The organism is Brevundimonas sp. UBA7506 (assembly GCF_002479495.1).
Taxonomy (GTDB): Bacteria; Pseudomonadota; Alphaproteobacteria; order Caulobacterales; family Caulobacteraceae; genus Brevundimonas.
The window spans coordinates 841,487-860,001 of sequence record NZ_DLNQ01000005.1; the positions used below are offsets into that span (position 1 = coordinate 841,487).

Consider the following 18,515-nt stretch of genomic DNA (forward strand, 5'->3'; position numbering starts at 1 on the left):
TCCCCTCCCCGATCAGAAGACGTAGGTCAGGCCGACCGAGATCGACCGCCCGTTCTTGATGTAGGCCCGGCTGGAGCTGGTGCTGGCCCCGGCGGTGTACCAGTAGGTGTGGTTATCGAAGAGGTTCTGGACCTGCAGTGACGCCGTCGCCCCGTCCCACAGCTTGCGCCGCACGTTCAGGTCCACGAACTCGTAGTCCTGTTCATAGGGGTTGTTGCCGAAGTCCTGGATGCCCTCGAGGAATTCCGACTGGTAGCTGTAGGCGGCGTAGGCCTCCCAGCCGTCGCGCGCCCAGAAGATCTGCACGTTGGCGACCGCCTCGGGCGTCTCCATCAGCGGCAGGGTGTAACCCTCCGGGTGCCAGGAAATGCCGGTCTCGGCCTCGGACTTTTGAAGCGTCAGGTTCACGCTGGCGCCCAGCGCCGACAGCGGACCCGGCAACCAGTGGAAGACCTGCTGCGCGCTCATCTCGACGCCGTAAACGCGCGCCCACTTGCCGTTGTTGGGCTTCGAGATGGTCACACCGTCGGGGCTGACGTTCACGCCAGCCGTCCCGTCGCGGATGTTCGACGACGAGGAGCGGTACAGGAAGTTTTCGATATCCTTGTAGAACAGGCCCAGCGAATAGGCGCCCGTGTCGCCGTTGTAGCGCTCGATGGACAGGTCATAGTTGACCGCCTTCATCGGCTTCAGGTCCGGGTTGCCCTGCTCGATGGCGACCAGCACCCACTCGCTCTTCGGGTTCACCTTGCCGTCGCCGTCCGGGTCGCTGTCGTAGCCGTACTCGCGCGCCGAGGACATGCGGGCGATGTCGGGACGGGCGAAGCTAGTCCAGATGGCGGCGCGGACCTTGGTGCGGTCGTCCAGATCGTAGTTCAGATGGATGGACGGCAGGACGTTGACGAAGTCGCTCTTGTCCGTAGCGAAGTGCGCGCCCTGAACCTCGTCGAGGATGTAGGCGTCGATCTCGTTGTTGGTGCCCTCGACGCGGACGCCGCCCAGAATCTGCGCCTGACCGAAACGGGCCGTGGCCATCAGGTAGCCGGCGAAGATATCCTCCTGGAAGGTGAAGCTGTCCTCGCCGCTCAGCTCGGCGTTGCCGGGATCGGTGGTGAAGCCGTCGAAGAAGTCACTCTTGCCCTCCATCGCGCGTTGCAGTTCGGCCAGCATGGCGTCGTTGTCGATCACCGTGCCCAGGCGATAGAGGCCCGAGTATTCGCCGTCGAACAGGCTGGTGACCTCCTTGCCGTAGAAGCGCGAGAAGTCGGCTAGGGTCCCGCTGGCGTCGAGGTCCATGAACTCGCCGCTATAGGTCGAACGCTTCGAGCTATAGTACTTTCCGCCCGCCTTGACGGCCTCCAGCCAGGTAGAGACCGGACGCCATTCGACGTTGAACTGACCCTGCCACAGTTCTTCCTGGGCGCCGCCAATCTCGCCCGACAGGCCAGCGAAGCCGTACTGACTGTTGTCGTGGATCGCCGCCATGCCGGCGTCGTTCAGCACCCACTTGGGGAAGCGGCTGTCGCCGAAGTTGGTGACATTGACGCCCTTGTTGCCCAGCCAGCCGTACTTGTCGCTGCGGAACTCCATCTCATAGCCGTCGTCGGTGTTATCCTCCGACTTGGCGTAGGAGACGTCGTAATCGACCGTGAAGTCGCCCACGCGGCTGACGCCGCCCAGGTTCAGCGACATCACCGTGCCCGTCTCCCGCGAGCCCTCCCAGAAGCGACGCAGGCGGAAGCCCTGCGGGTCCCAGGTCCCCGAGGCGCCGTCCAGGGTGTAATAGGAGCGCGTTGAACGGTCGGCGTCGGTGATGCGGCCGTCTTTGTCCCGGTCCACGATCTGGGCCGTGGTGTAGCTGTAAATTCGCCCCAGCTTGGCGTCCGTGCCGATCACGGCGTCGTCGGGACGCAGCAGACCGGTCATGCTCTTGTCGACCTGGCTGAGACGGGTCGAGTTCTTGCCCGTGTCGTTGCGGAAGTTCAGGCGGTTGCCGAACTCGTCCTTGGTGTACTCGTTGAACTGGCCGCGCAGATGAAAGTCATGGTCCACGCCGCGGTAGTCGAGGCTGGCGTTCAGACCGTGGCGTTCAACCTCGGTCTCGCCGAAGCCCAGGTTCATGCCCCGCATGACGAAGGTATCGGTGTCCCAGCCCATGGTCTCGCTGTCGGCGTACCAGACCGACGGCTGGTTATCGCCGTCCACGCCGTTCTGCTCGAACTGAGATTTGCGACGCGACCAACTGCCGGTGACGAACAGGCCCCAGTTGTCATTGAACTGACGTCCGAACGAGCCGGAGACTTCGCCCGACTTCTCATCGTCGAACTTGTCCAGCATGCCGGCCGAGGCCGACACGACGCCATAGACCGGGTCGTGGTCAAAAGCGGTCGGGGTGCGGATGTCGATGGTCCCGCCCAGTGCGTCGCCGTCGCGGTCCGGCGTCAGGCTCTTGATGACGGTGATCGAGTCGATGCCTTCGGGCGGCAGAAAGCTGAGACGCACGCCGCGATAGAAGTTGTCGCCCGGAGAGCCGGCGCCGCCCATCCGGACGCCGTTCATGGTGTAGTTGTTCAACTCGGTCGACAGACCGCGAATGGTGATGCGATCGCCCTCGCCCGTCGTGTGGTTACGCACGGCGTTGACGCCGGGCAGGCGCGACAGGGACTCGGCCACGTTGTTGGCCGGCAGGTCGCCCATGTCATCGGCGCTGATGACGTCCGAGATGAAGTCCGCCTTGCGCTTGGCGTCCAGCGAACGGCGCAGACCCGCCGCATAGCCCACCACCTGCACGTCCTCGACCTCAAAGGCGTCCGGCGCGGCGACGGCGGCCTCGGCCGACTGACGCACCAGGGTCAGAACGCCGCGCACCTCGCGCGCCTCGACCCCCGATCCCGCGATCATGCGGCGCAGTGCCTCGCGCGGCGCCATGGCGCCGGATACGGCGTTGGACGTCCGCCCGCGTGTCAACGCCGGGTCGAAGACGATCTGCAGTCCCGTGTCGCGCGACAGCGTCTGCAAGGCTTGCCCCAGATCCTGAGACGGAATGGAAACGGCGACGCGCGCTTCGGCGCTGCTGCTCGCCTGCCACGCATGAGCGGGCGCGGCGACGGACGCCAGAACGGCGACTGCGGCCGCCGTGAGGAGGCCGGTCTTGTGGATACGCATTCGATAAATCCCCTGCGATCGAACATGATCGTTACGGGGTTAGACGGCGGCCGACGACGTCCTGACACCTGTCACGAAAACTTGCCCTAAAGGTCGCCTAACCTTCTGAAATTTCGAATTGATCCGCACCCTGACGGGTCAGCTTGAAACCATGGAGCCGCACCATGGCGGCCAGGGCGTTCTCCGGCTGATCCGCCGAGAAGCGCCCGCTGATCAAGGCCCGTTCAACCGGAGCGCCGACCAGCCTGACCTTGACCCCCGTCGCGCGTTCAAGATCCTCGACCACGCTCGCCATGCTGGCCTCGTTGAACTCCAGCCAGCCCTTGGCCCAGGACGGCACGTCCGTTTCCGCTTCCGGCCGGATCAGGCTGGTGCGCTCGACCACGCCGCCGGACACCGTCGCCCTTTGGCCTGCCTGAACCATCATCGTCATGCCCCGCGCGGACCTGACCTTGACGACCCCCTCGAAGACCACGACCTCGACCGCCTTGCCGTCAGGCGTCTGGCGCTGATCGACATTGAAGCGGGTGCCGACAGCGGTGACGCGCACCCCGTCCACTTCCACCGAGAAGGGTCGGCTCTTGTCGGGAGCGACTTCGAAAAAGCCCTCGCCCTCCAGGCGCAGCAGGCGCTCCTGCGCGCCCAGGTCCACCCGCACCTGACTCCGGCCGTTCAGTCGGATCGCAGATCCGTCCGCCAGGGCGATAGGTTGCGATGCGCCGGGCTTGCCCGTGATCAGGTCGCCGCGCGGCCCCAACACGCCGCCGATCAGAACCATCACCCCGACCCCGGCCGCCAGTCCCGCGCCCACAAACGCTCCCTGCGGCCAAAGCCGGAGGCGGGACTGACCCGGCCGCGCCCTCGCCGCGCGCTGCGTCGCCCAGATGACGGCGGCGTCTTCGATCAAGGCGTCATGTCGGCGCAGCAGGTCCGCTCGATCAGGCCGCCCCCGCAGCCATTGCTCCAACGCGGCCTGCTGTTGCGGCGACCAGGCCTTGTCGCGTCGTGCGTCCGCCCATAGCGCGGCCTCGCGATCATCCTTCGATTTGGTCGTACTAGACATGGCGGCCCTCCGCCGCCCGGCGCAACGTCTGTGCGGCGCGGCTGTAATGCTTCTGCACCGCCTCGATCGACAGCCTCAGGTCGCGCGCAATCGTCTCGTAGGACTCCTCGCCGGCCCGGCGGCGCACGAAGACCTCGCGCCGCAACGGCGGCATAGCCTCCAAAGCCCTCTGGCACAACTTCAACCGCTCGCTCATGTCCAGCGCTTCCAGCGGCGTGGCCCCGCTGTCGACGGGGTGATCCGCCTCTTCCAGATCATCGATCTGTACGTTGACGATGCGCCTGCCACGATCGATCAGAATGTTGCGCGCCGCGCGCATGGCGTAGGACAAGGGGTCGGTGATCAGGGTCTCGCGCGCCCGCGCCAGGACGCGCATGATCGCCTCCTGCACCACGTCCTCGGCGTCCCCTGCCGCTGCCGAGCGTCGCCGAACATAAGCCAGCAGGACTCGATTCTGCGCCGCCAGCGTCCGCCCCACCTCCTGTTCATGACTGATCACACGCGACGCCCCCTGACGGAGCGTGTCTATAGGGATCACTCGTGTCAGCGACGATGAAGTTTGGTGTCCGTTTCAAGTCAGGACGCCACCACTTTCATGACTAGCCGACGCCTCCACCTTTAGGGCAAGTCCGATCAAAGCAGGGCGAGTCTGGCATCGCTCCTGAGAGCGGACCTCACCAATGTCAGCCGAGAGTCAGAAGCTGACCTTCATAACGAGCCGCATAGAGCCGACCGCGTCCCTAGATCTACTAGCGCAGACTTGCGGGATCGCGCTCGTTGAATTCAACGAAACCACCTCGCCAGAGGCTGCGGCCGTATGCTTGGCCCCTCACTCCCACTCGATGGTGCCGGGGGGCTTGGAGGTCACGTCGTAGACGACGCGGTTGACGCCGCGGACCTCGTTGATGATGCGCGTGGCGGTCTTGCCCAGGATGTCCCAGGGGAACTGGTAGAAGTCGGCGGTCATGCCGTCGGTCGAGGTGACGGCGCGCAGGGCCAGGACCTTTTCATAGGTCCGGGCGTCGCCCATGACGCCGACTGTCTTGACCGGCAGCAGGACGGCGAAGGCCTGCCAGATGTCGTCGTACAGACCCGCCTTGCGGATTTCTTCCAGATAGATGGCGTCCGCGTCCTGCAGGGTGGCGACCGCTTCGGGCGTGATCTCGCCGGGGATGCGGATGGCCAGGCCCGGCCCCGGGAAGGGGTGGCGTCCGACGAAGGCGTCGGTCAGGCCCAGTTCGCGGCCCAGGGCGCGGACCTCGTCCTTGAACAGCTCGCGCAGCGGCTCGACCAGCTTCAGCTTCATGAAGTCCGGCAGACCGCCGACGTTGTGGTGGCTCTTGATCACCGCCGAAGGACCGCCCGAGGCCGAGACGCTCTCGATCACGTCGGGATAGAGGGTGCCCTGGGCCAGGAACTCGGCACCTTCGATCTTTGCAGCCTCGCGGTCGAAGATCTCGATAAAGACCCGACCGATGGTCTTGCGCTTGGTCTCCGGGTCCGAAATTCCGGCCAACTCGCCGAGGAATTCCTTCGAGGCATCAACATGCACCAGCGGGATGTTATAGTGCTCGCGGAACAGTTCCGTGACCTGCTTGGCCTCGTCCTTGCGCAGCAGACCGGTGTCCACGAAGACGCAGGTCAGCTGATCGCCGATGGCTTCATGGATCAGGACGGCGGCGACCGAGCTGTCCACCCCGCCCGACAGACCGCAGACCACCTTGGCCGAGCCGACCTGCTCGCGGATCTTGGCGATCTGCTCGTCGCGATAGGCGGCCATGGTCCAGTCGCCGGTCAGGCCGGCGATGCCGTGGGTGAAGTTCTTCAGGATCACGGCGCCGCGCGGGGTGTGCATCACCTCCGGGTGGAACTGCACGCCGTAGATCTTGCGCTCCTCGTCAGCGATGGCGGCGTAGGGCGCGCCTTCCGAGGTGGCGATGACGTGGAAGCCTTCGGGGATGGCGGTGACGCGGTCGCCGTGGCTCATCCACACCGTCTCGCGGTGATCGACGGCGCCGATACCGGCGAACAGCGGGCTCTCGCGCGTGATGACGATCTCGGCGCGGCCGAACTCGCGATGGTGGCCGCTCTCGACCTTGCCGCCCAGCTCGGCGCAGATGGTCTGCTCGCCGTAGCAGATGCCCAGCACCGGCACGCCGGCCTCGAACAGGGCGTGGTCGGCCTTGGGGCTGTCGGCGTCGGTCGTGGAGTTGGGGCCGCCGGACAGGATGATGGCCTTGGGCGCCACCGCCTTCAGCGCCTCGCCCGCCTTGTTGAACGGGTGGATCTCGCAATAGACGCCGGCTTCGCGCAGGCGGCGCGCGATCAACTGGGTCACCTGACTGCCGAAATCGACGATCAGGACGGCTTCATGCGTGTGGGGCGCGGTCATGAGGGCTTAGAATCCGAAGCGGGCGTTGATGGGGCGGGTTCTTGACGGGTGAAGACGTCGGGATCAAGTCGCGATGCGGGCACATCGGCCAAGGCGGCCAGGCCCTGCGTCGTCAGCACCTCGACCAGACGGTCCCAGGCCTCGGCCAGGTTGGCATCGACCAGATGCAGATACTCGGTCCAGTCTTCCAGTTTCGACAGCTCGCTCTTGCCATCGCTGACGCCGCGAAGCGCCACCAGGGGCACGCCGAAGGTCTGGACGACGCGCAGCAGGGCGAAGGTCTCCATGTCCACCATCTCGGCGTTGATGGCGTCATAGGCGGCGCCCGAGACGACATTGGCGCCGGTCGACAGGGTCGCGGTCGGCACGCCGGGGATGGGGCAAGGCAGAGGCAGGACGGCGGGCAGGTCGAGCAGAGGCGTCCTGCCCTTCTCGAACCCCAGCGGGCTGGCGTCCATGTCGCGATAGGAAACGGACGAAGCCTGATAGACCGCCGCATGGTCCAGATCGCGCGACCCGCACGAGCCCAGGGACACGATCAGGTCCGGCAGAGCGTCGTCCGCCTCCAGCCGGGTCAGGGCGGCGGTCAGGGCGATGGCCGCCTCGACCGGGCCGATGCCGGTCATCAGCGGAGTGATCCGCGCCTGCAGGGCGGCGCCGTACTCCGCCGGCGCCGCCATGACCGGCAGAACCGTCAGGCCGTAGATGTCTTCTGAGCGCCCGTCGCTCATGCCGTCCGCTCATAGACGGCGGCGAAGAAGCCGTCGGTGCCTGTCGAGGCCGGCGACAGGCGCAGGCGATGACCGTCAGCCAGTTGGCCCAGACGCTCGCGCGCGGCATCGGTCAGGTTAGCGGCCTTCAGGGCTTCGGCCACAGGGACCGGGCTGAAGACGGGGTGGTTTTCCTCGAAGGCGTCGGCCGTGGCCTCGTTCTCGCCGCGCAGCATGGAGCAGGTGACGAAGACCAGACGCCCGCCCGGCTTCACCAGCTCGGCGGCCCGGCCCAGGATCTGGACCTGCAGGGCGTGCAGGCGCTCGACCTCTTCCGGCTTCAGACGCCAGGCGTCCTCGGGACGACGGCGCCAGGTGCCCGAGCCGCTGCATGGCGCATCGACCAGCACCACATCGGCCTGACGCACCAGATCCTCGACCCCGCCGCCGTTCTGCCCCAGCAGACGCAACTCGGCGGCGACGCCGGCGCGCGCCAGACGCGGTCGGATATTGTCCAGACGCTTCTGCACCACGTCATAGGCGAACAGCCGGATGCCCATCTCGGCGACCGGCCTGGTCTTGGGCTTGGGCTGGACCACGGCCCCCTGCCCGTCCCCGCCGACCGGCGACCAGACGGCGACCGGGGCGGCAGGCGCCTCGGCCACGGCGGCCTGAGCGGCGACCGGCTGACCCAGCATGGCCAGACCCAGGGTCTTGCCGCCGCCGCCGGCGCAATAGTCGACGACGGTCATGCCGGGCTGAACGCCCGTCAGCCAGCAGGCGACCTGACTGCCTTCGTCCTGAATTTCGATATGGCCCTGCTTGAAGGCCTCCAGCGCCTGAACATTCGGCGGCGGCTCGGCCGACAGACGCAGGCCCGCGGCCGACCACGGCGTGCGCTCGGGCGACAGACCGGCCTCGACCAGTTCGTCCTCGACGCCTTCGACCGTGGTTTTCGCCAGGTTGACGCGCAGGTCGATGGGCGCGCGCGGCGCCATCAGCTCGTGGGCCTCCTCGGTCCAACGGTCGCCGAAGGTGGTCTTGAAGTCCTCGACCACGAACTCGGGCAGGCCGGCGGCGACCCAGCCGGGCAATTCGCCCGGCGCGGCGGTGATGCGGCCGCGCTCCTGCTTCGACAGCGGGCGCGGGCCGAAGCCCTCGCCCGAGTGCAGCAGTTCGATCTCGTCGAGCGGCAGGCCGTCGATCAGCGACAGCGAGCCGATGACCAGGGCGCGACCGTCTTCACGCCCGCCCATGGCCCAGACCAGACGCCCACGGGCGCGGATGACCTTGTAAACGCGGTCGGCGATGGCGCGACGATCCTTGGACCCCGCATAGCGGTTGGCGGCGCCCCAGGCCTTCAGCACCACCTCGGCCGGCTGGCGGCTGTGGGCGATGCTGTCGAGGACGGAGGCGGCGGCGGCGAGGCGGGCTGCAGGGGTCAATCGGGTCTCGGATCAGATGAAAAGGGCCGCCAGGATCATGATCAGTCCCGCGAGCGAGACCAGCCAGACCAGCGACCGGATGTAGGGCACGCCAAGGGCGTAAAGCGGAACATAGGCGACGCGCGCCCAGAAATAGAGGGCGACGCCCCACAGGGTCAGAGCACTCTCCGCGCCCGTGACGTGGGCGATCAGGACAGCGCCGATGAACAGCGGCAGGGTCTCATAGAGGTTCGACTGGGCTCTTTCGAGGCGACCGACGACAGGGTTTTGCGAAACAGGCGTCTGATCGCGAGCGCCGGCGTTCCACTTGGAGCCGAACTCCATCGTCCGGGCCCCGGCGGGCAGAAAAATCTGCACCAGGGCCAGGACCAGCGTCGCCGCCAGATAGGTCAGTTCAGTCGTCACGTTCCAGCCCTCCGCATCCAGTCAAAACGAAACCGCTCCCGATCCGAAGATCGGGAGCGGATCAGGATCAGCCCTGACGATAGTTCGGCGCCTCGCGCGTGATCATCACGTCGTGGACATGGCTTTCGCGCAGGCCCGCATTGGTGATGCGCACGAAACGGGCGCGTTCCTGGAAGTCCTTGATGGTCGCGCCGCCGACGTAGCCCATGGAGGCGCGCAGGCCGCCGACCATCTGGTGGATGACCGGTGCGATCGGCCCCTTGTAGGCGGTCTGGCCCTCGATGCCTTCCGGCACCAGCTTCTCGGACGAGACTTCCTTCTGGAAGTAGCGGTCCGCCGAGCCCGCGCCCATGGCGCCGACCGAGCCCATGCCGCGATACGACTTGTAGCTGCGGCCCTGGTACAGGAAGACCTCGCCCGGCGACTCATCCGTCCCGGCGAACATCGAGCCCATCATGGCGACGCTGGCGCCGGCCGCGATGGCCTTGGCCATGTCGCCCGAATACTTGATGCCGCCATCGGCGATGACCGTGGCGCCCGTGCCCTTGGCGGCGCGAGCCGAATCCATGATGGCCGTCAGCTGCGGCACGCCGACGCCGGCGACGATGCGGGTGGTGCAGATCGAGCCAGGCCCGATGCCGACCTTCACGGCGTCAGCGCCCGCGTCGATCAGGGCGCGGGTGGCGTCATAGGTGGCGACGTTGCCGGCGATGATCTGAAGGCGGTTGTTCTCGCGCTTGATGCGCTCGACCACCTGGGCCACCGAGGCCGAGTGGCCGTGGGCGGTGTCGATCACCACCACGTCGGCGCCGGCTTCCGCCAGAGCCATGGCGCGCTCGTAACCGGCGTCGCCGACGGTCGAGGCGGCGCCGACCAGCAGGCGACCCTGCTCGTCCTTGGCGGCGTTCGGGAAGGCCTGAGCCTTCTCGATGTCCTTCATGGTGATCAGGCCGACGGCGCGATAGTCCTCGTCGACGACGATGACGCGCTCGATCTTGCGGGTGCGCAGCAGGTTCCACGCCTCTTCACGACCGGCGCCTTCGCGCACGGTGATCAGATCGCCGGTCGTCATCAGGGCCGAAGCCTTGATCGACGGGTCGCCCTCGAAACGCATGTCGCGGTTGGTCAGCATGCCGACCAGCTTGCCAGTCGCCGGATCGACCACCGGGAAGCCGGTGATCTTCTTGGCGGCGACGATCTGGCGAACCTCGCCCAGGGTCGTGTCGGGCGAGACGGTCACCGGATTGATGACCATGCCGCTTTCATAGCGCTTGACGGTGCGGACCTGCTCGGCCTGCTCCTCGATGGTCATGTTGCGGTGAAGCACGCCCAGACCGCCGGCCTGGGCCATGGCGATGGCCAGGCGGCTTTCGGTCACCGTGTCCATGGCGGACGACAGCAGCGGGATGTTCAGTTTGATGTTGCGCGTCAGCTGGGTCGAGACATCCGCCATCGCTGGCATGATCTCGGACGCGCCGGGTTCGAGCAAAACATCGTCGAAGGTGAGGCCTTCGCGTATCTCCATGGGGGAGTCTCCGTTTTGCGGGCCGCGTATAACGCCCCATGCCGGGGAACCGCAACCCCAAGACGGACCTATGGACAGGATAAGAGGAATTGCCTTGCGCTTCGGCGCGTCCAGACCCACATTCTGCGAATGGTTCGCATATTGATCAGCACGGCCCGTCGTCTCGCGCTCAAGATCGCGAGCTATGGCGTCATGCACCTGATCGTCGCGATTCTGGTGGCCTTCGCCCTGACCCGCGACTGGCGCATCGCCCTGGCGGTCGGGGTGGCCGAGCCGATCGTTCAGACCCTGGCCTATTCGATCCACGACCGCGTCTGGCATCGCATCGAGCAGCGCCGAGTGCTGTCAGGCGTCGAGGAAACCGCCGAGGCCGTCACCGCCCGTCTGGAAGTCATGAACGCCCATGAACAGAATCGGGCGCACAACCACCACGGCCATCACGGCCACAGCCACGCCCTGCCCCGCAGCCTGAAGCAGGTGGCGTTGAAGACGGTGACCTATGGCGTCATGCACTTCACCGTGGCGGTCCTGGTCGCCTTCGCCCTGACCCGCGACTGGCGCATCGCCCTGGCCATCGGCACGGTCGAGCCTCTGGTTCAGACGGTCTTCTTCACCTTGCACGACCGTATCTGGACCCGCATCGAGGCCAACAAGGCTCGCCGGGCCGCGGAAGCCGCGGCCGCCTGATCATCCGGACTGCTCGGGCTCGGCTCAGGGATAGAAATAGCCCGTATTCGTGCAGCCCCGGCGATGCCCGCCTGCCCGTGCCGACCGGTCCACGCACATCGCGGCCAACAGGCCCAGGCCGGCGGCAGCCCCGCCGTCGGCCAGCCACACCACCCGCCCGTCGCGCAGACCGACCAAGGCGGCGGCGTTCATGCGCGCCAGGTTGTTGCTGGCGTCCGCCCCCATGTCGATCGACAGAACCTCATAAGTCGGGTCTTCGGCATCGACATAGCGACGCACGCCGGGATTCTCGGCCGCGAGACGGGCGCCGCCGCCCGGGACGACCTTCCCCAAGCTCACTCGCGCGAACAGGGCCGAACCCCGGACCTGAGCCTCGCGTCGCTGCTCGTTGAGGGCCGGCAGACGCCAGGCGAAAGGCAGCAGGGCCAGACCTTGCAGCATACCCGTCTTATCCACCCCGGGTTCCGCCAAGATGATCGGCGCTGTCCGGCAGGCACGCTTCACCAGGGCCCCGGCGGGGGCCGCAAGATCAGGACGCCGCTCCAGAAAGCCGTCCAGGTCCGACAGCGGCAGACGACCGGGCGCGACGGACAGCCAGGGATCACGACCCTCCAGCATCAGTCGTCTGGTGTAGCGTTCGGCGCTTTCGCCCTCGACGCGCGGCGGCTGCGCGCCCATCGGCGGATTGAGCACTTCGACCACCCTGCCCTCGCGCGCGACCACATAGACGGCGGCCGTGCGCGGATAGGCCCCGGCCCAGGCGTTCGGTCCATAGAGTTGAACAGGATCGTCGGCCCGTTCGGGCGGAACCAGTCGGACGTCGCAGACCTCGCCTTGCGGCGCGATCGGCGTCAATGCCTGCACCGGATAGACATCAACCCGCCCATGCGGTCCGGTCATGCTGATGGCCGGCGCCGGATCGCGCGTCGCCCCCAGCCGTCTGGCCGCATCGGATACGCTCAACCCGTGCAGATCAGCGACAGGCACAGCCGAAGCCGCCGGCCCGTTCGCGGCGCCCGTCAAGATCACGGCGGCAATCACATGGGCGATCATGTCCGGCTCCGTCCCGTCGCGGCGACGCGACGGCGGCTAGAAGATCACGACGGAACGGAAAGGCAAAGCCTACCGCTTGTTGAGCGCCACCAGAAAGACCTCGGCGCTGCCCTTGCGGCTCGATTCCGGCTTCACGTACTTCACCGTCTCGAACTCTTCGCGCAGACGCGCCAGCACGCCCCCGGCGTCGCCGCCCTGGAAGTTCTTGGACACGAAATTCCCGCCCGGCTTCAGCGTGCGGATGGCGAAGTCGGCGGCGATCTCGATCAGGGCGATGATCTTCAGGTGGTCCGTCTGGCGGTGGCCCACGGTGTTGTGCGCCATGTCCGACAGGACCAGGTCCGGCCGTCCGCCGATGGCGTCGATCAGTTGCTGGTCCACGCCGGGATGGGTGAAGTCGGCCTGGATCAGCGTCGCGCCGGGAATCGGCTCGATCATCAGCAGGTCCACGCCCGCCACCGCCGCCGCGCCGCGATCCAGCGCCACCTGCACCCAACCGCCCGGCGCCGCGCCCAGGTCGATGACCCGCGAGCCCTTCTTGATCAGGCGGAAGCGATCGTCGATCTCGATCAGCTTGAAGGCCGCGCGGCTGCGCCAGCCCTCGGCGCGTGCACGCTCGGACCACTTGTCCGACAGCTGGCGCTTGATCCAGGCCTGGCTGGAGAGGGTCTTCTTGTCGGCGGTCTTGATCTTCTGGCCCATGCCGCGCCCGGCGGCGGTGCCGCCCGAAGGCGGGCGCACCATCCGGCGGCGTTCCGGCGGCTTCTCGAGGGGCTTTTCGTCGTCAGTCATGCTTCCCACATAGCCGTGACAGCGTTCAGCCGCTATGACCCGCGCACAATTCTAGTCCGCACACCCCAAGGAGAGCCTCATGGCCGACCAAACCCTGACCTTCACCCTCGATACCGGCGACGGCGAAGAGCGCAACGTCGTGATCAAGCTGCGCCCCGACCTGGCGCCTAACCACGTCAAGCAGATCACCGACCTGGCCTCGGAAGGCTTCTACGACGGCGTCGTCTTCCACCGCGTGATCCCGGGCTTCATGGCCCAAGGCGGCGACCCGACCGGCACCGGCACCTCGGGCTCCAAGAAGCCGAACCTGAAGCAGGAGTTCTCGGCTGAGCCCCACGTCCGCGGCGTCTGCTCGATGGCCCGCACCGCCAACCCCGACAGCGCCAACTCGCAGTTCTTCATCTGCTTCGACGACGCCCGCTTCCTGGACAAGCAGTACACGGTCTGGGGCGAGGTGATCGAAGGCATGGAACACGTCGACGCCCTGCCCAAGGGCGAGCCGCCCCGTGCTCCGGGCAAGATCGTCAAGGCGACCGTCGCCTAAGGATCGGTATCAGCGGCGGGGGATCAGTCCCCCGCCCACCACCGCATCGACACGTTGTTGAAGGTCCGGTTTCCGACCTTGAGCGTCCCCTTCAGGACGACACCCTGATCTCCCAGATTGCGCCGCGCCGTCGCCAGCGCGCCCTGGTCGAGCCTTCCATCGAACGACACCGGCCCGAGGCCTCCCGACAGGGCCTGCACCCGCACACGGCTCTCGGTCACGTCATAGGCGACCGGAATCAGCCGCAGCCGACGCCGGTTGCCGCTTTCCAGCGGCGGCCCGACCATGTCCTCGAACTCGATCATCACCGGCGCAAAGCCTGCGCGCCGCTCGCCGCCCTGCCAGGCGATGAAGTCCGGGACCTGCCCCATGAAGACGTGGTGCAGGCGCCAGTTGTCGATCCGCACCTCTTCGGTCGGCAGGTAGTAGCCGGACACGTCCTCGGGCAGGTCATGCTTGAAAGCCGCCGACTTGGACGCCGCCGGAGTCTCCGGCGACTGCGCCGCTCGATCGCAGGCCGTAAGCGCCAGCAATCCAGTCAGGGCCGCAAGAGCGGCGAAACGCGTTGTCTTCACGAAACCTCGACTCACGGCAGATGGATCAGGGCGGCCAGCCAGCCGATGTTCTGCAGCTTCTCGATCGACTCGAACAGCGGCGCCGCCAGCAGGAAGACCAGGCCGTCGCGCAGCGTCGTCAGGAAGAAGCGCGGCCGCACGTCCAGCGACTCGGCGTCGCGCCACTTGGAAAAGTCCGGCCCGAAGCGCGGCGTCCGCGCGCAATAGTCCAGATAGGTCTGCCCAAAGGCGCCCGTCAGCCAGGCCTCCTCGCGCTTCACCGTGAAGTAGAAGACGGTGAAGGTCAGCAGCAGGAACAGGCACGCCAGGGTCACGCTGCCCGTCTGGGCGCCGACGCCGAAGGCTCCCATGAAGCTGAAGACATAGAGCGGGTTGCGGCTGATCGAATAGGGCCCGCGATCCACGATCTCGGCCTTCTTGCGCCCGCCGATATAGAGCGAACACCAGGCCCGCCCGACGATGCAGACGGCGATCAGCGCCAGGCCGAAGGCCTCCAGCCCCTCATGCAGCGCCGTCTCGCCGCCCATCGACTGCGTGAAGAAGGCCAGGGCCACCACGCCGAGGATGCCGACCAGCAGCGCCAGCTTGCGCAGCTTCTGCACCCGTTGAAGATCAAAACCCTGAACCGCCGACATCTGTATTTCCTCGACTGATGAGGGTGCGACAGAACGCCGCTCCGAAGGCGCTTTCAAGGCCTATGTTTGCAAGCGTTTCGCGCTCGCAAAACTTCACTGATCCAGCCACTGATCCAGCGCGCGGAAGCCTTCGATCGCCAGTTCGGTCGAGGACTGGAAGGTGGCGGGAACCACCTTTTCGAAGTCGTCGCTCGGGCGGTGATAATCGGGGTGATAGTTCACACCGAAATAGAGGAAGGGCAGGCCCGCGCGATGGAAGGCCGCGTGGTCGGACGCCTCGACCCAGTTGTCGGCGCCCTTGTCCTCCGGCGTGTCCTTGCCGAAGGCGAGCGATACGGTCCCGCGCGGCGCGATGCGTTCCAGCAGCGGGCGGAAATAGGGATGCTGATAGGTGCCCGTGACCCACAGCTTGCCGTCGCTGTCGGCGCGCGCCGTCATGTCGAAGTTCAGGTTCATCGAGATCGACGACAGCGGCACCGGCGGCGCCTCGACAAAGTGCTTGGCCCCCAGCAGGCTGCGCTCCTCGCCGTCCAGGGCGACGATCAGGACGCTGTGCTCCGGCGGGTTGGCCTTCAGCCGCTTGGCCAACTCCAGCATGGTCGCCACGCCCGAGGCGTTGTCGTCGGCGCCGTTGTAGATCTCGCCGTTGTTGACCCCGACGTGGTCGTAGTGGGCCGTCACCACGATGTACTTGTCCGACACGCGCGTGCCGGGAATGACGCCGATGATATTGGTCCCGTTGAAGGTCTTCACGCCCTCGCGCGTGCGGCCCTGCATTTCCCAGGGCTGCAGCCGCCCCATCGGCGACGGCTGAACACCCAGGGCCTCCAACCGCGCTACGATGTATTCGCGCGCCTTGGCCCCGCCTTCCGACCCGGTGTCGCGGCCCTGCATGTCGTCCGCCGACAGGATGCGCAGATCGTCCATCAGTTGAGTGTAGTCAGCGGCGGTCGCCGCGACGGGCGCCGTCGCAGCCGCCTCGGGCGTCATGGTCTCACAGCCGGCCAGCGTCAGGGCGGCGGCGATGGCGGTCAGGCTGGCGAGAACAGGACGCATGGAGGGCTCCGGGAAATCAGTCGGCGCGACGCTAGCGGGCCAAGCTTGTCGCGTCAGATTACGTTTCTGTCATGGACGCTGCGATCCCGCCGCCGCCGGTGCTAAACAGCGCGACTGATGAAGGCTGACCGCGCGATTCCCATGTCCGAAACTCCCGTCGAAACCCTGACCGAAGACCAGGCCCGCGAGGAGTTGGCGCACCTGTCCGCCGAACTGGCCCGCCACGACGCCCTCTACTACGCCGACGCCGCGCCCGAGATTTCCGACGCCGACTACGACGAGCTGAAGCGCCGCGCCCTGGCCATCGAGGCCGCCTTCCCGTCCCTGACCAGCCCCGTCTCGCCGTCGCAGCGGGTCGGCGCCCCCGTCTCCAGCCAGTTCGCCGAGGTCCGCCACGGGGTGCCCATGCTGTCGCTGGACAACGCCTTTGACGAGGGCGAGGTGCGCGACTTCGTGGCCCGCATCGCCCGTTTCCTGAAACTGCCGGGCGACGAGCCCATCGCCTTCGTCGCCGAGCCCAAGATCGACGGCCTGTCCGCCAGCCTGCGCTATGAAAAGGGCGTTCTGGTCCAGGGCGCCACGCGCGGCGACGGCAAGACCGGCGAGGACGTGACCGCCAACCTGCGCACGCTCAAGAGCATCCCCCAGACCCTGACCGGCTCCGGCTGGCCCGACGTCATCGAGATCCGGGGCGAGGTCTACGCCCCCAACGACGCCTTCGACGCCTTCAACGCCGCCGCCGAGGCGGAAGGCCGCCGCACCTACGCCAACCCGCGCAACTTCGCCGCCGGTTCGCTGCGCCAGAAGGACCCCAAGATCACGGCCCTGCGCCCCCTGACCTTCTTCGCCTACGCCTGGGGCGAGACCTCGGCCCCGTTCGCGGAAACGCAACACGGCGCGCTTGAGGCCTTCCGCAGTTGGGGGTTCCAGGTCAACGAGCGCTCGACCCGCGTCGAGGGCGCCGAAGGCCTGATCGACGTCTATCGCGGGCTGGAAACCGACCGCGCCCGCCTAGGCTACGACATCGACGGCGTGGTCTATAAGGTCGACCGGCTGGACTGGCAGCAGCGCCTCGGCTTCATCGCCAGAAGCCCCCGCTGGGCCATCGCCCACAAGTTCCCGGCACAACAGGCCACGACCGTTCTGGAAGGCATCGACATCCAGGTCGGCCGCACCGGCTCCCTGACCCCCGTCGCCCGCCTGCATCCCGTCACCGTCGGCGGCGTCGTGGTGCGCAACGCCACCCTGCACAACGAGGACGAGATCGCCCGCAAGGACGTGCGCATCGGCGACACGGTCATCCTGCAGCGCGCCGGCGACGTCATCCCGCAGATCGTCGGCGTGGTCGAAAACCTGCGCCCCGCGGACGCCGTCCCCTTCGCCTTCCCCCACGTCTGCCCGGTCTGCGGCTCGGAAGCCGTGCGCGAGGGCGACGAGGTCAAGCGCCGCTGCACCGGCGGCCTGATCTGCGACGCCCAGATCGTCGAACGGTTAAAGCACTTTGTCAGCCGCCGCGCCTTCGACATTGAAGGGCTTGGTGAAAAGCAGCTGATCGCCTTCCACGCGCGCGGCTGGATCAAGGAGCCGGCGGACATCTTCCGCCTCGCCCGCGACGAGGAAAAGCTGGCCCTGTTGCGGGCCGAGGACGGCTATGGCGAGACCAGCGTCCGCAACCTGATCGCCGGGATCAACGCCCGGCGCACCATCAGCCTCGACCGCCTGATCTTCGGCCTCGGCGTGCCGGACATCGGCGAGCAGACCTCGCTGGTCCTGTCGCGCGCCTTCGGCAGCTGGACCGCCTTCCGCGACGCCTGCATGGCCGCGTCCGAGGGTCTGGCCAGCGACGACTGGAAGACGCTCGCCGCCACTCACGCCATTTCGACCCGCGTTCTGACCCTGATGGCCGAGGCGAACCCGCCCGCCGACGATCCCTGGCCCGAGGCGCCCATGGATCAGAAGATCGCCCTCGCCTTCCCCGGCATGGCCGCCCCCGCCCGCCGTTCGCTGGCGGAAATCTCAAACGGCTGGTCCGACCTGACCCGCTGGGCCGCCGTGGCGCGCAACGAAGGCCCGTCCGAAATCCTGAACCAGATCGCGGGCGTCTCCGGCGTCGGCCCCGTCGCCGCCGAGGCCCTGGCCCACTTCTTCCACGAGCCGCACAACCAGGCCGTCATGGACGCCCTGCTGGGCGAACTGGATGCGGTCGAGGACGTGGCCGCCCCCACCACCGACAGCCCCGTGGCGGGCAAGACCGTGGTCTTCACCGGCTCGCTGGAACGCTTCACCCGCGACGAGGCCAAGGCCCGCGCCGAAAGCCTGGGGGCCAAGGTCTCGGGGTCGGTGTCGAAAAAGACCGACTACGTCGTCGCCGGCCCCGGCGCCGGGTCCAAGCTGAAGGACGCCGAGAAACACGGCGTCACCGTCCTGACCGAGGACGAGTGGCTTGCCCTCATTGCCTGAATGATGAT

At 67.2% G+C, this 18,515-nt stretch carries 16 protein-coding genes; 3 read left to right on the top strand and 13 right to left on the bottom strand.

The genetic code is table 11. The annotated features are described in order from the left end of the window. Positions 1-12: 12 nt before the first annotated feature. The 8 genes from B3K53_RS06015 to guaB all read right to left on the bottom strand — a co-directional run bounded on the left by B3K53_RS06015 (position 13) and on the right by guaB (position 10,705). The gene (locus tag B3K53_RS06015) at positions 13-3,165 is read right to left on the bottom strand and encodes a TonB-dependent receptor (RefSeq protein WP_292083221.1); all 3,153 of its coding nucleotides are present in this window, start codon (positions 3,163-3,165) and stop codon (positions 13-15) included. Positions 3,166-3,262: 97 nt separating this feature from the next. Continuing rightward, positions 3,263-4,228, bottom strand: coding sequence for a FecR family protein (locus B3K53_RS06020; protein WP_292083222.1), 966 nt, complete (start codon positions 4,226-4,228; stop codon positions 3,263-3,265). Continuing rightward, positions 4,221-4,727 carry an RNA polymerase sigma factor gene (locus B3K53_RS06025; protein WP_292083223.1) on the bottom strand — a complete coding sequence of 169 codons (507 nt, stop codon included), beginning with the start codon at positions 4,725-4,727 and terminating at the stop codon, positions 4,221-4,223. The genes B3K53_RS06020 and B3K53_RS06025 overlap by 8 nt, the downstream gene beginning before the upstream one ends. Before the next feature lie 330 nt (positions 4,728-5,057). Beyond that, on the bottom strand, positions 5,058-6,620 hold the full coding sequence (guaA, locus tag B3K53_RS06030) for a glutamine-hydrolyzing GMP synthase (RefSeq protein WP_292083224.1): 1,563 nt from the start codon (positions 6,618-6,620) through the stop codon (positions 5,058-5,060). Further along, positions 6,617-7,351: a 5'-methylthioadenosine/S-adenosylhomocysteine nucleosidase gene (locus B3K53_RS06035; RefSeq protein ID WP_292083226.1), complete on the bottom strand. Its 735-nt coding sequence runs from the start codon at positions 7,349-7,351 to the stop codon at positions 6,617-6,619. Before B3K53_RS06035 ends, guaA begins: the two co-directional genes overlap by 4 nt. Next, complete coding sequence (locus tag B3K53_RS06040) at positions 7,348-8,775, bottom strand: RsmB/NOP family class I SAM-dependent RNA methyltransferase (protein ID WP_292083228.1); 1,428 nt, start codon at positions 8,773-8,775, stop codon at positions 7,348-7,350. Before B3K53_RS06040 ends, B3K53_RS06035 begins: the two co-directional genes overlap by 4 nt. Positions 8,776-8,787: 12 nt before the next feature. Further along, entirely contained in the window at positions 8,788-9,180 is a 393-nt protein-coding gene (locus B3K53_RS06045) for an MAPEG family protein (RefSeq protein WP_292083229.1), read from the bottom strand. 67 nt (positions 9,181-9,247) lie between these two features. Beyond that, a complete protein-coding gene (gene guaB / locus B3K53_RS06050) occupies positions 9,248-10,705 on the bottom strand; it encodes an IMP dehydrogenase (RefSeq protein ID WP_292083230.1) in 1,458 nt (485 codons plus the stop codon). Positions 10,706-10,846: 141 nt separating this feature from the next. Here guaB and B3K53_RS06055 point away from each other — a divergent pair, with 141 nt between their 5' ends. Next, positions 10,847-11,392, top strand: coding sequence for a DUF2061 domain-containing protein (locus B3K53_RS06055; RefSeq protein ID WP_292083231.1), 546 nt, complete (start codon positions 10,847-10,849; stop codon positions 11,390-11,392). Positions 11,393-11,416: 24 nt separating this feature from the next. Here the strand turns inward: B3K53_RS06055 and B3K53_RS06060 are convergent, their stop codons facing one another. Next, the gene (locus tag B3K53_RS06060) at positions 11,417-12,445 is read right to left on the bottom strand and encodes a hypothetical protein (protein ID WP_292083232.1); all 1,029 of its coding nucleotides are present in this window, start codon (positions 12,443-12,445) and stop codon (positions 11,417-11,419) included. Between the two features lie 69 nt (positions 12,446-12,514). Further along, a complete protein-coding gene (locus B3K53_RS06065) occupies positions 12,515-13,237 on the bottom strand; it encodes an RlmE family RNA methyltransferase (RefSeq protein ID WP_292083233.1) in 723 nt (240 codons plus the stop codon). Between the two features lie 79 nt (positions 13,238-13,316). On the opposite strand from B3K53_RS06065, the gene B3K53_RS06070 reads away from it, so the two are divergent. Further along, on the top strand, positions 13,317-13,781 hold the full coding sequence (locus B3K53_RS06070) for a peptidylprolyl isomerase (RefSeq protein ID WP_292083234.1): 465 nt from the start codon (positions 13,317-13,319) through the stop codon (positions 13,779-13,781). A 23-nt stretch (positions 13,782-13,804) separates the two neighbouring features. On the opposite strand, the gene B3K53_RS06075 is transcribed toward B3K53_RS06070, so the two are convergent. The 3 genes from B3K53_RS06075 to B3K53_RS06085 all read right to left on the bottom strand — a co-directional run bounded on the left by B3K53_RS06075 (position 13,805) and on the right by B3K53_RS06085 (position 16,047). After that, positions 13,805-14,356 (bottom strand): hypothetical protein, encoded by a 552-nt coding sequence (locus B3K53_RS06075; RefSeq protein WP_292083235.1) that lies wholly within the window; start codon positions 14,354-14,356, stop codon positions 13,805-13,807. 11 nt (positions 14,357-14,367) lie between these two features. After that, entirely contained in the window at positions 14,368-14,991 is a 624-nt protein-coding gene (locus B3K53_RS06080) for a methyltransferase family protein (RefSeq protein WP_292083236.1), read from the bottom strand. Positions 14,992-15,084: 93 nt separating this feature from the next. Further along, a complete protein-coding gene (locus B3K53_RS06085; protein WP_292083237.1) occupies positions 15,085-16,047 on the bottom strand; it encodes a M28 family peptidase in 963 nt (320 codons plus the stop codon). A gap of 141 nt (positions 16,048-16,188) precedes the next feature. Between B3K53_RS06085 and ligA the strand changes: the two genes are divergently transcribed. Beyond that, on the top strand, positions 16,189-18,507 hold the full coding sequence (gene ligA, locus B3K53_RS06090) for an NAD-dependent DNA ligase LigA (protein ID WP_292083238.1): 2,319 nt from the start codon (positions 16,189-16,191) through the stop codon (positions 18,505-18,507). Positions 18,508-18,515 lie beyond the last annotated feature (8 nt).

What these genes read in the sequence shown, in the direction of transcription:
- B3K53_RS06015 (WP_292083221.1), bottom strand. Translation starts at nt 3,165, where the DNA reads ATGCGTATCCACAAGACCGGCCTCCTCACGGCGGCCGCAGTCGCCGTT.
- B3K53_RS06020 (WP_292083222.1), bottom strand. Translation starts at nt 4,228, where the DNA reads ATGTCTAGTACGACCAAATCGAAGGATGATCGCGAGGCCGCGCTATGG.
- guaA (WP_292083224.1), bottom strand. Translation starts at nt 6,620, where the DNA reads ATGACCGCGCCCCACACGCATGAAGCCGTCCTGATCGTCGATTTCGGC.
- B3K53_RS06035 (WP_292083226.1), bottom strand. Translation starts at nt 7,351, where the DNA reads ATGAGCGACGGGCGCTCAGAAGACATCTACGGCCTGACGGTTCTGCCG.
- guaB (WP_292083230.1), bottom strand. Translation starts at nt 10,705, where the DNA reads ATGGAGATACGCGAAGGCCTCACCTTCGACGATGTTTTGCTCGAACCC.
- B3K53_RS06060 (WP_292083232.1), bottom strand. Translation starts at nt 12,445, where the DNA reads ATGATCGCCCATGTGATTGCCGCCGTGATCTTGACGGGCGCCGCGAAC.
- B3K53_RS06065 (WP_292083233.1), bottom strand. Translation starts at nt 13,237, where the DNA reads ATGACTGACGACGAAAAGCCCCTCGAGAAGCCGCCGGAACGCCGCCGG.
- B3K53_RS06070 (WP_292083234.1), top strand. Translation starts at nt 13,317, where the DNA reads ATGGCCGACCAAACCCTGACCTTCACCCTCGATACCGGCGACGGCGAA.
- B3K53_RS06080 (WP_292083236.1), bottom strand. Translation starts at nt 14,991, where the DNA reads ATGTCGGCGGTTCAGGGTTTTGATCTTCAACGGGTGCAGAAGCTGCGC.
- B3K53_RS06085 (WP_292083237.1), bottom strand. Translation starts at nt 16,047, where the DNA reads ATGCGTCCTGTTCTCGCCAGCCTGACCGCCATCGCCGCCGCCCTGACG.
- ligA (WP_292083238.1), top strand. Translation starts at nt 16,189, where the DNA reads ATGTCCGAAACTCCCGTCGAAACCCTGACCGAAGACCAGGCCCGCGAG.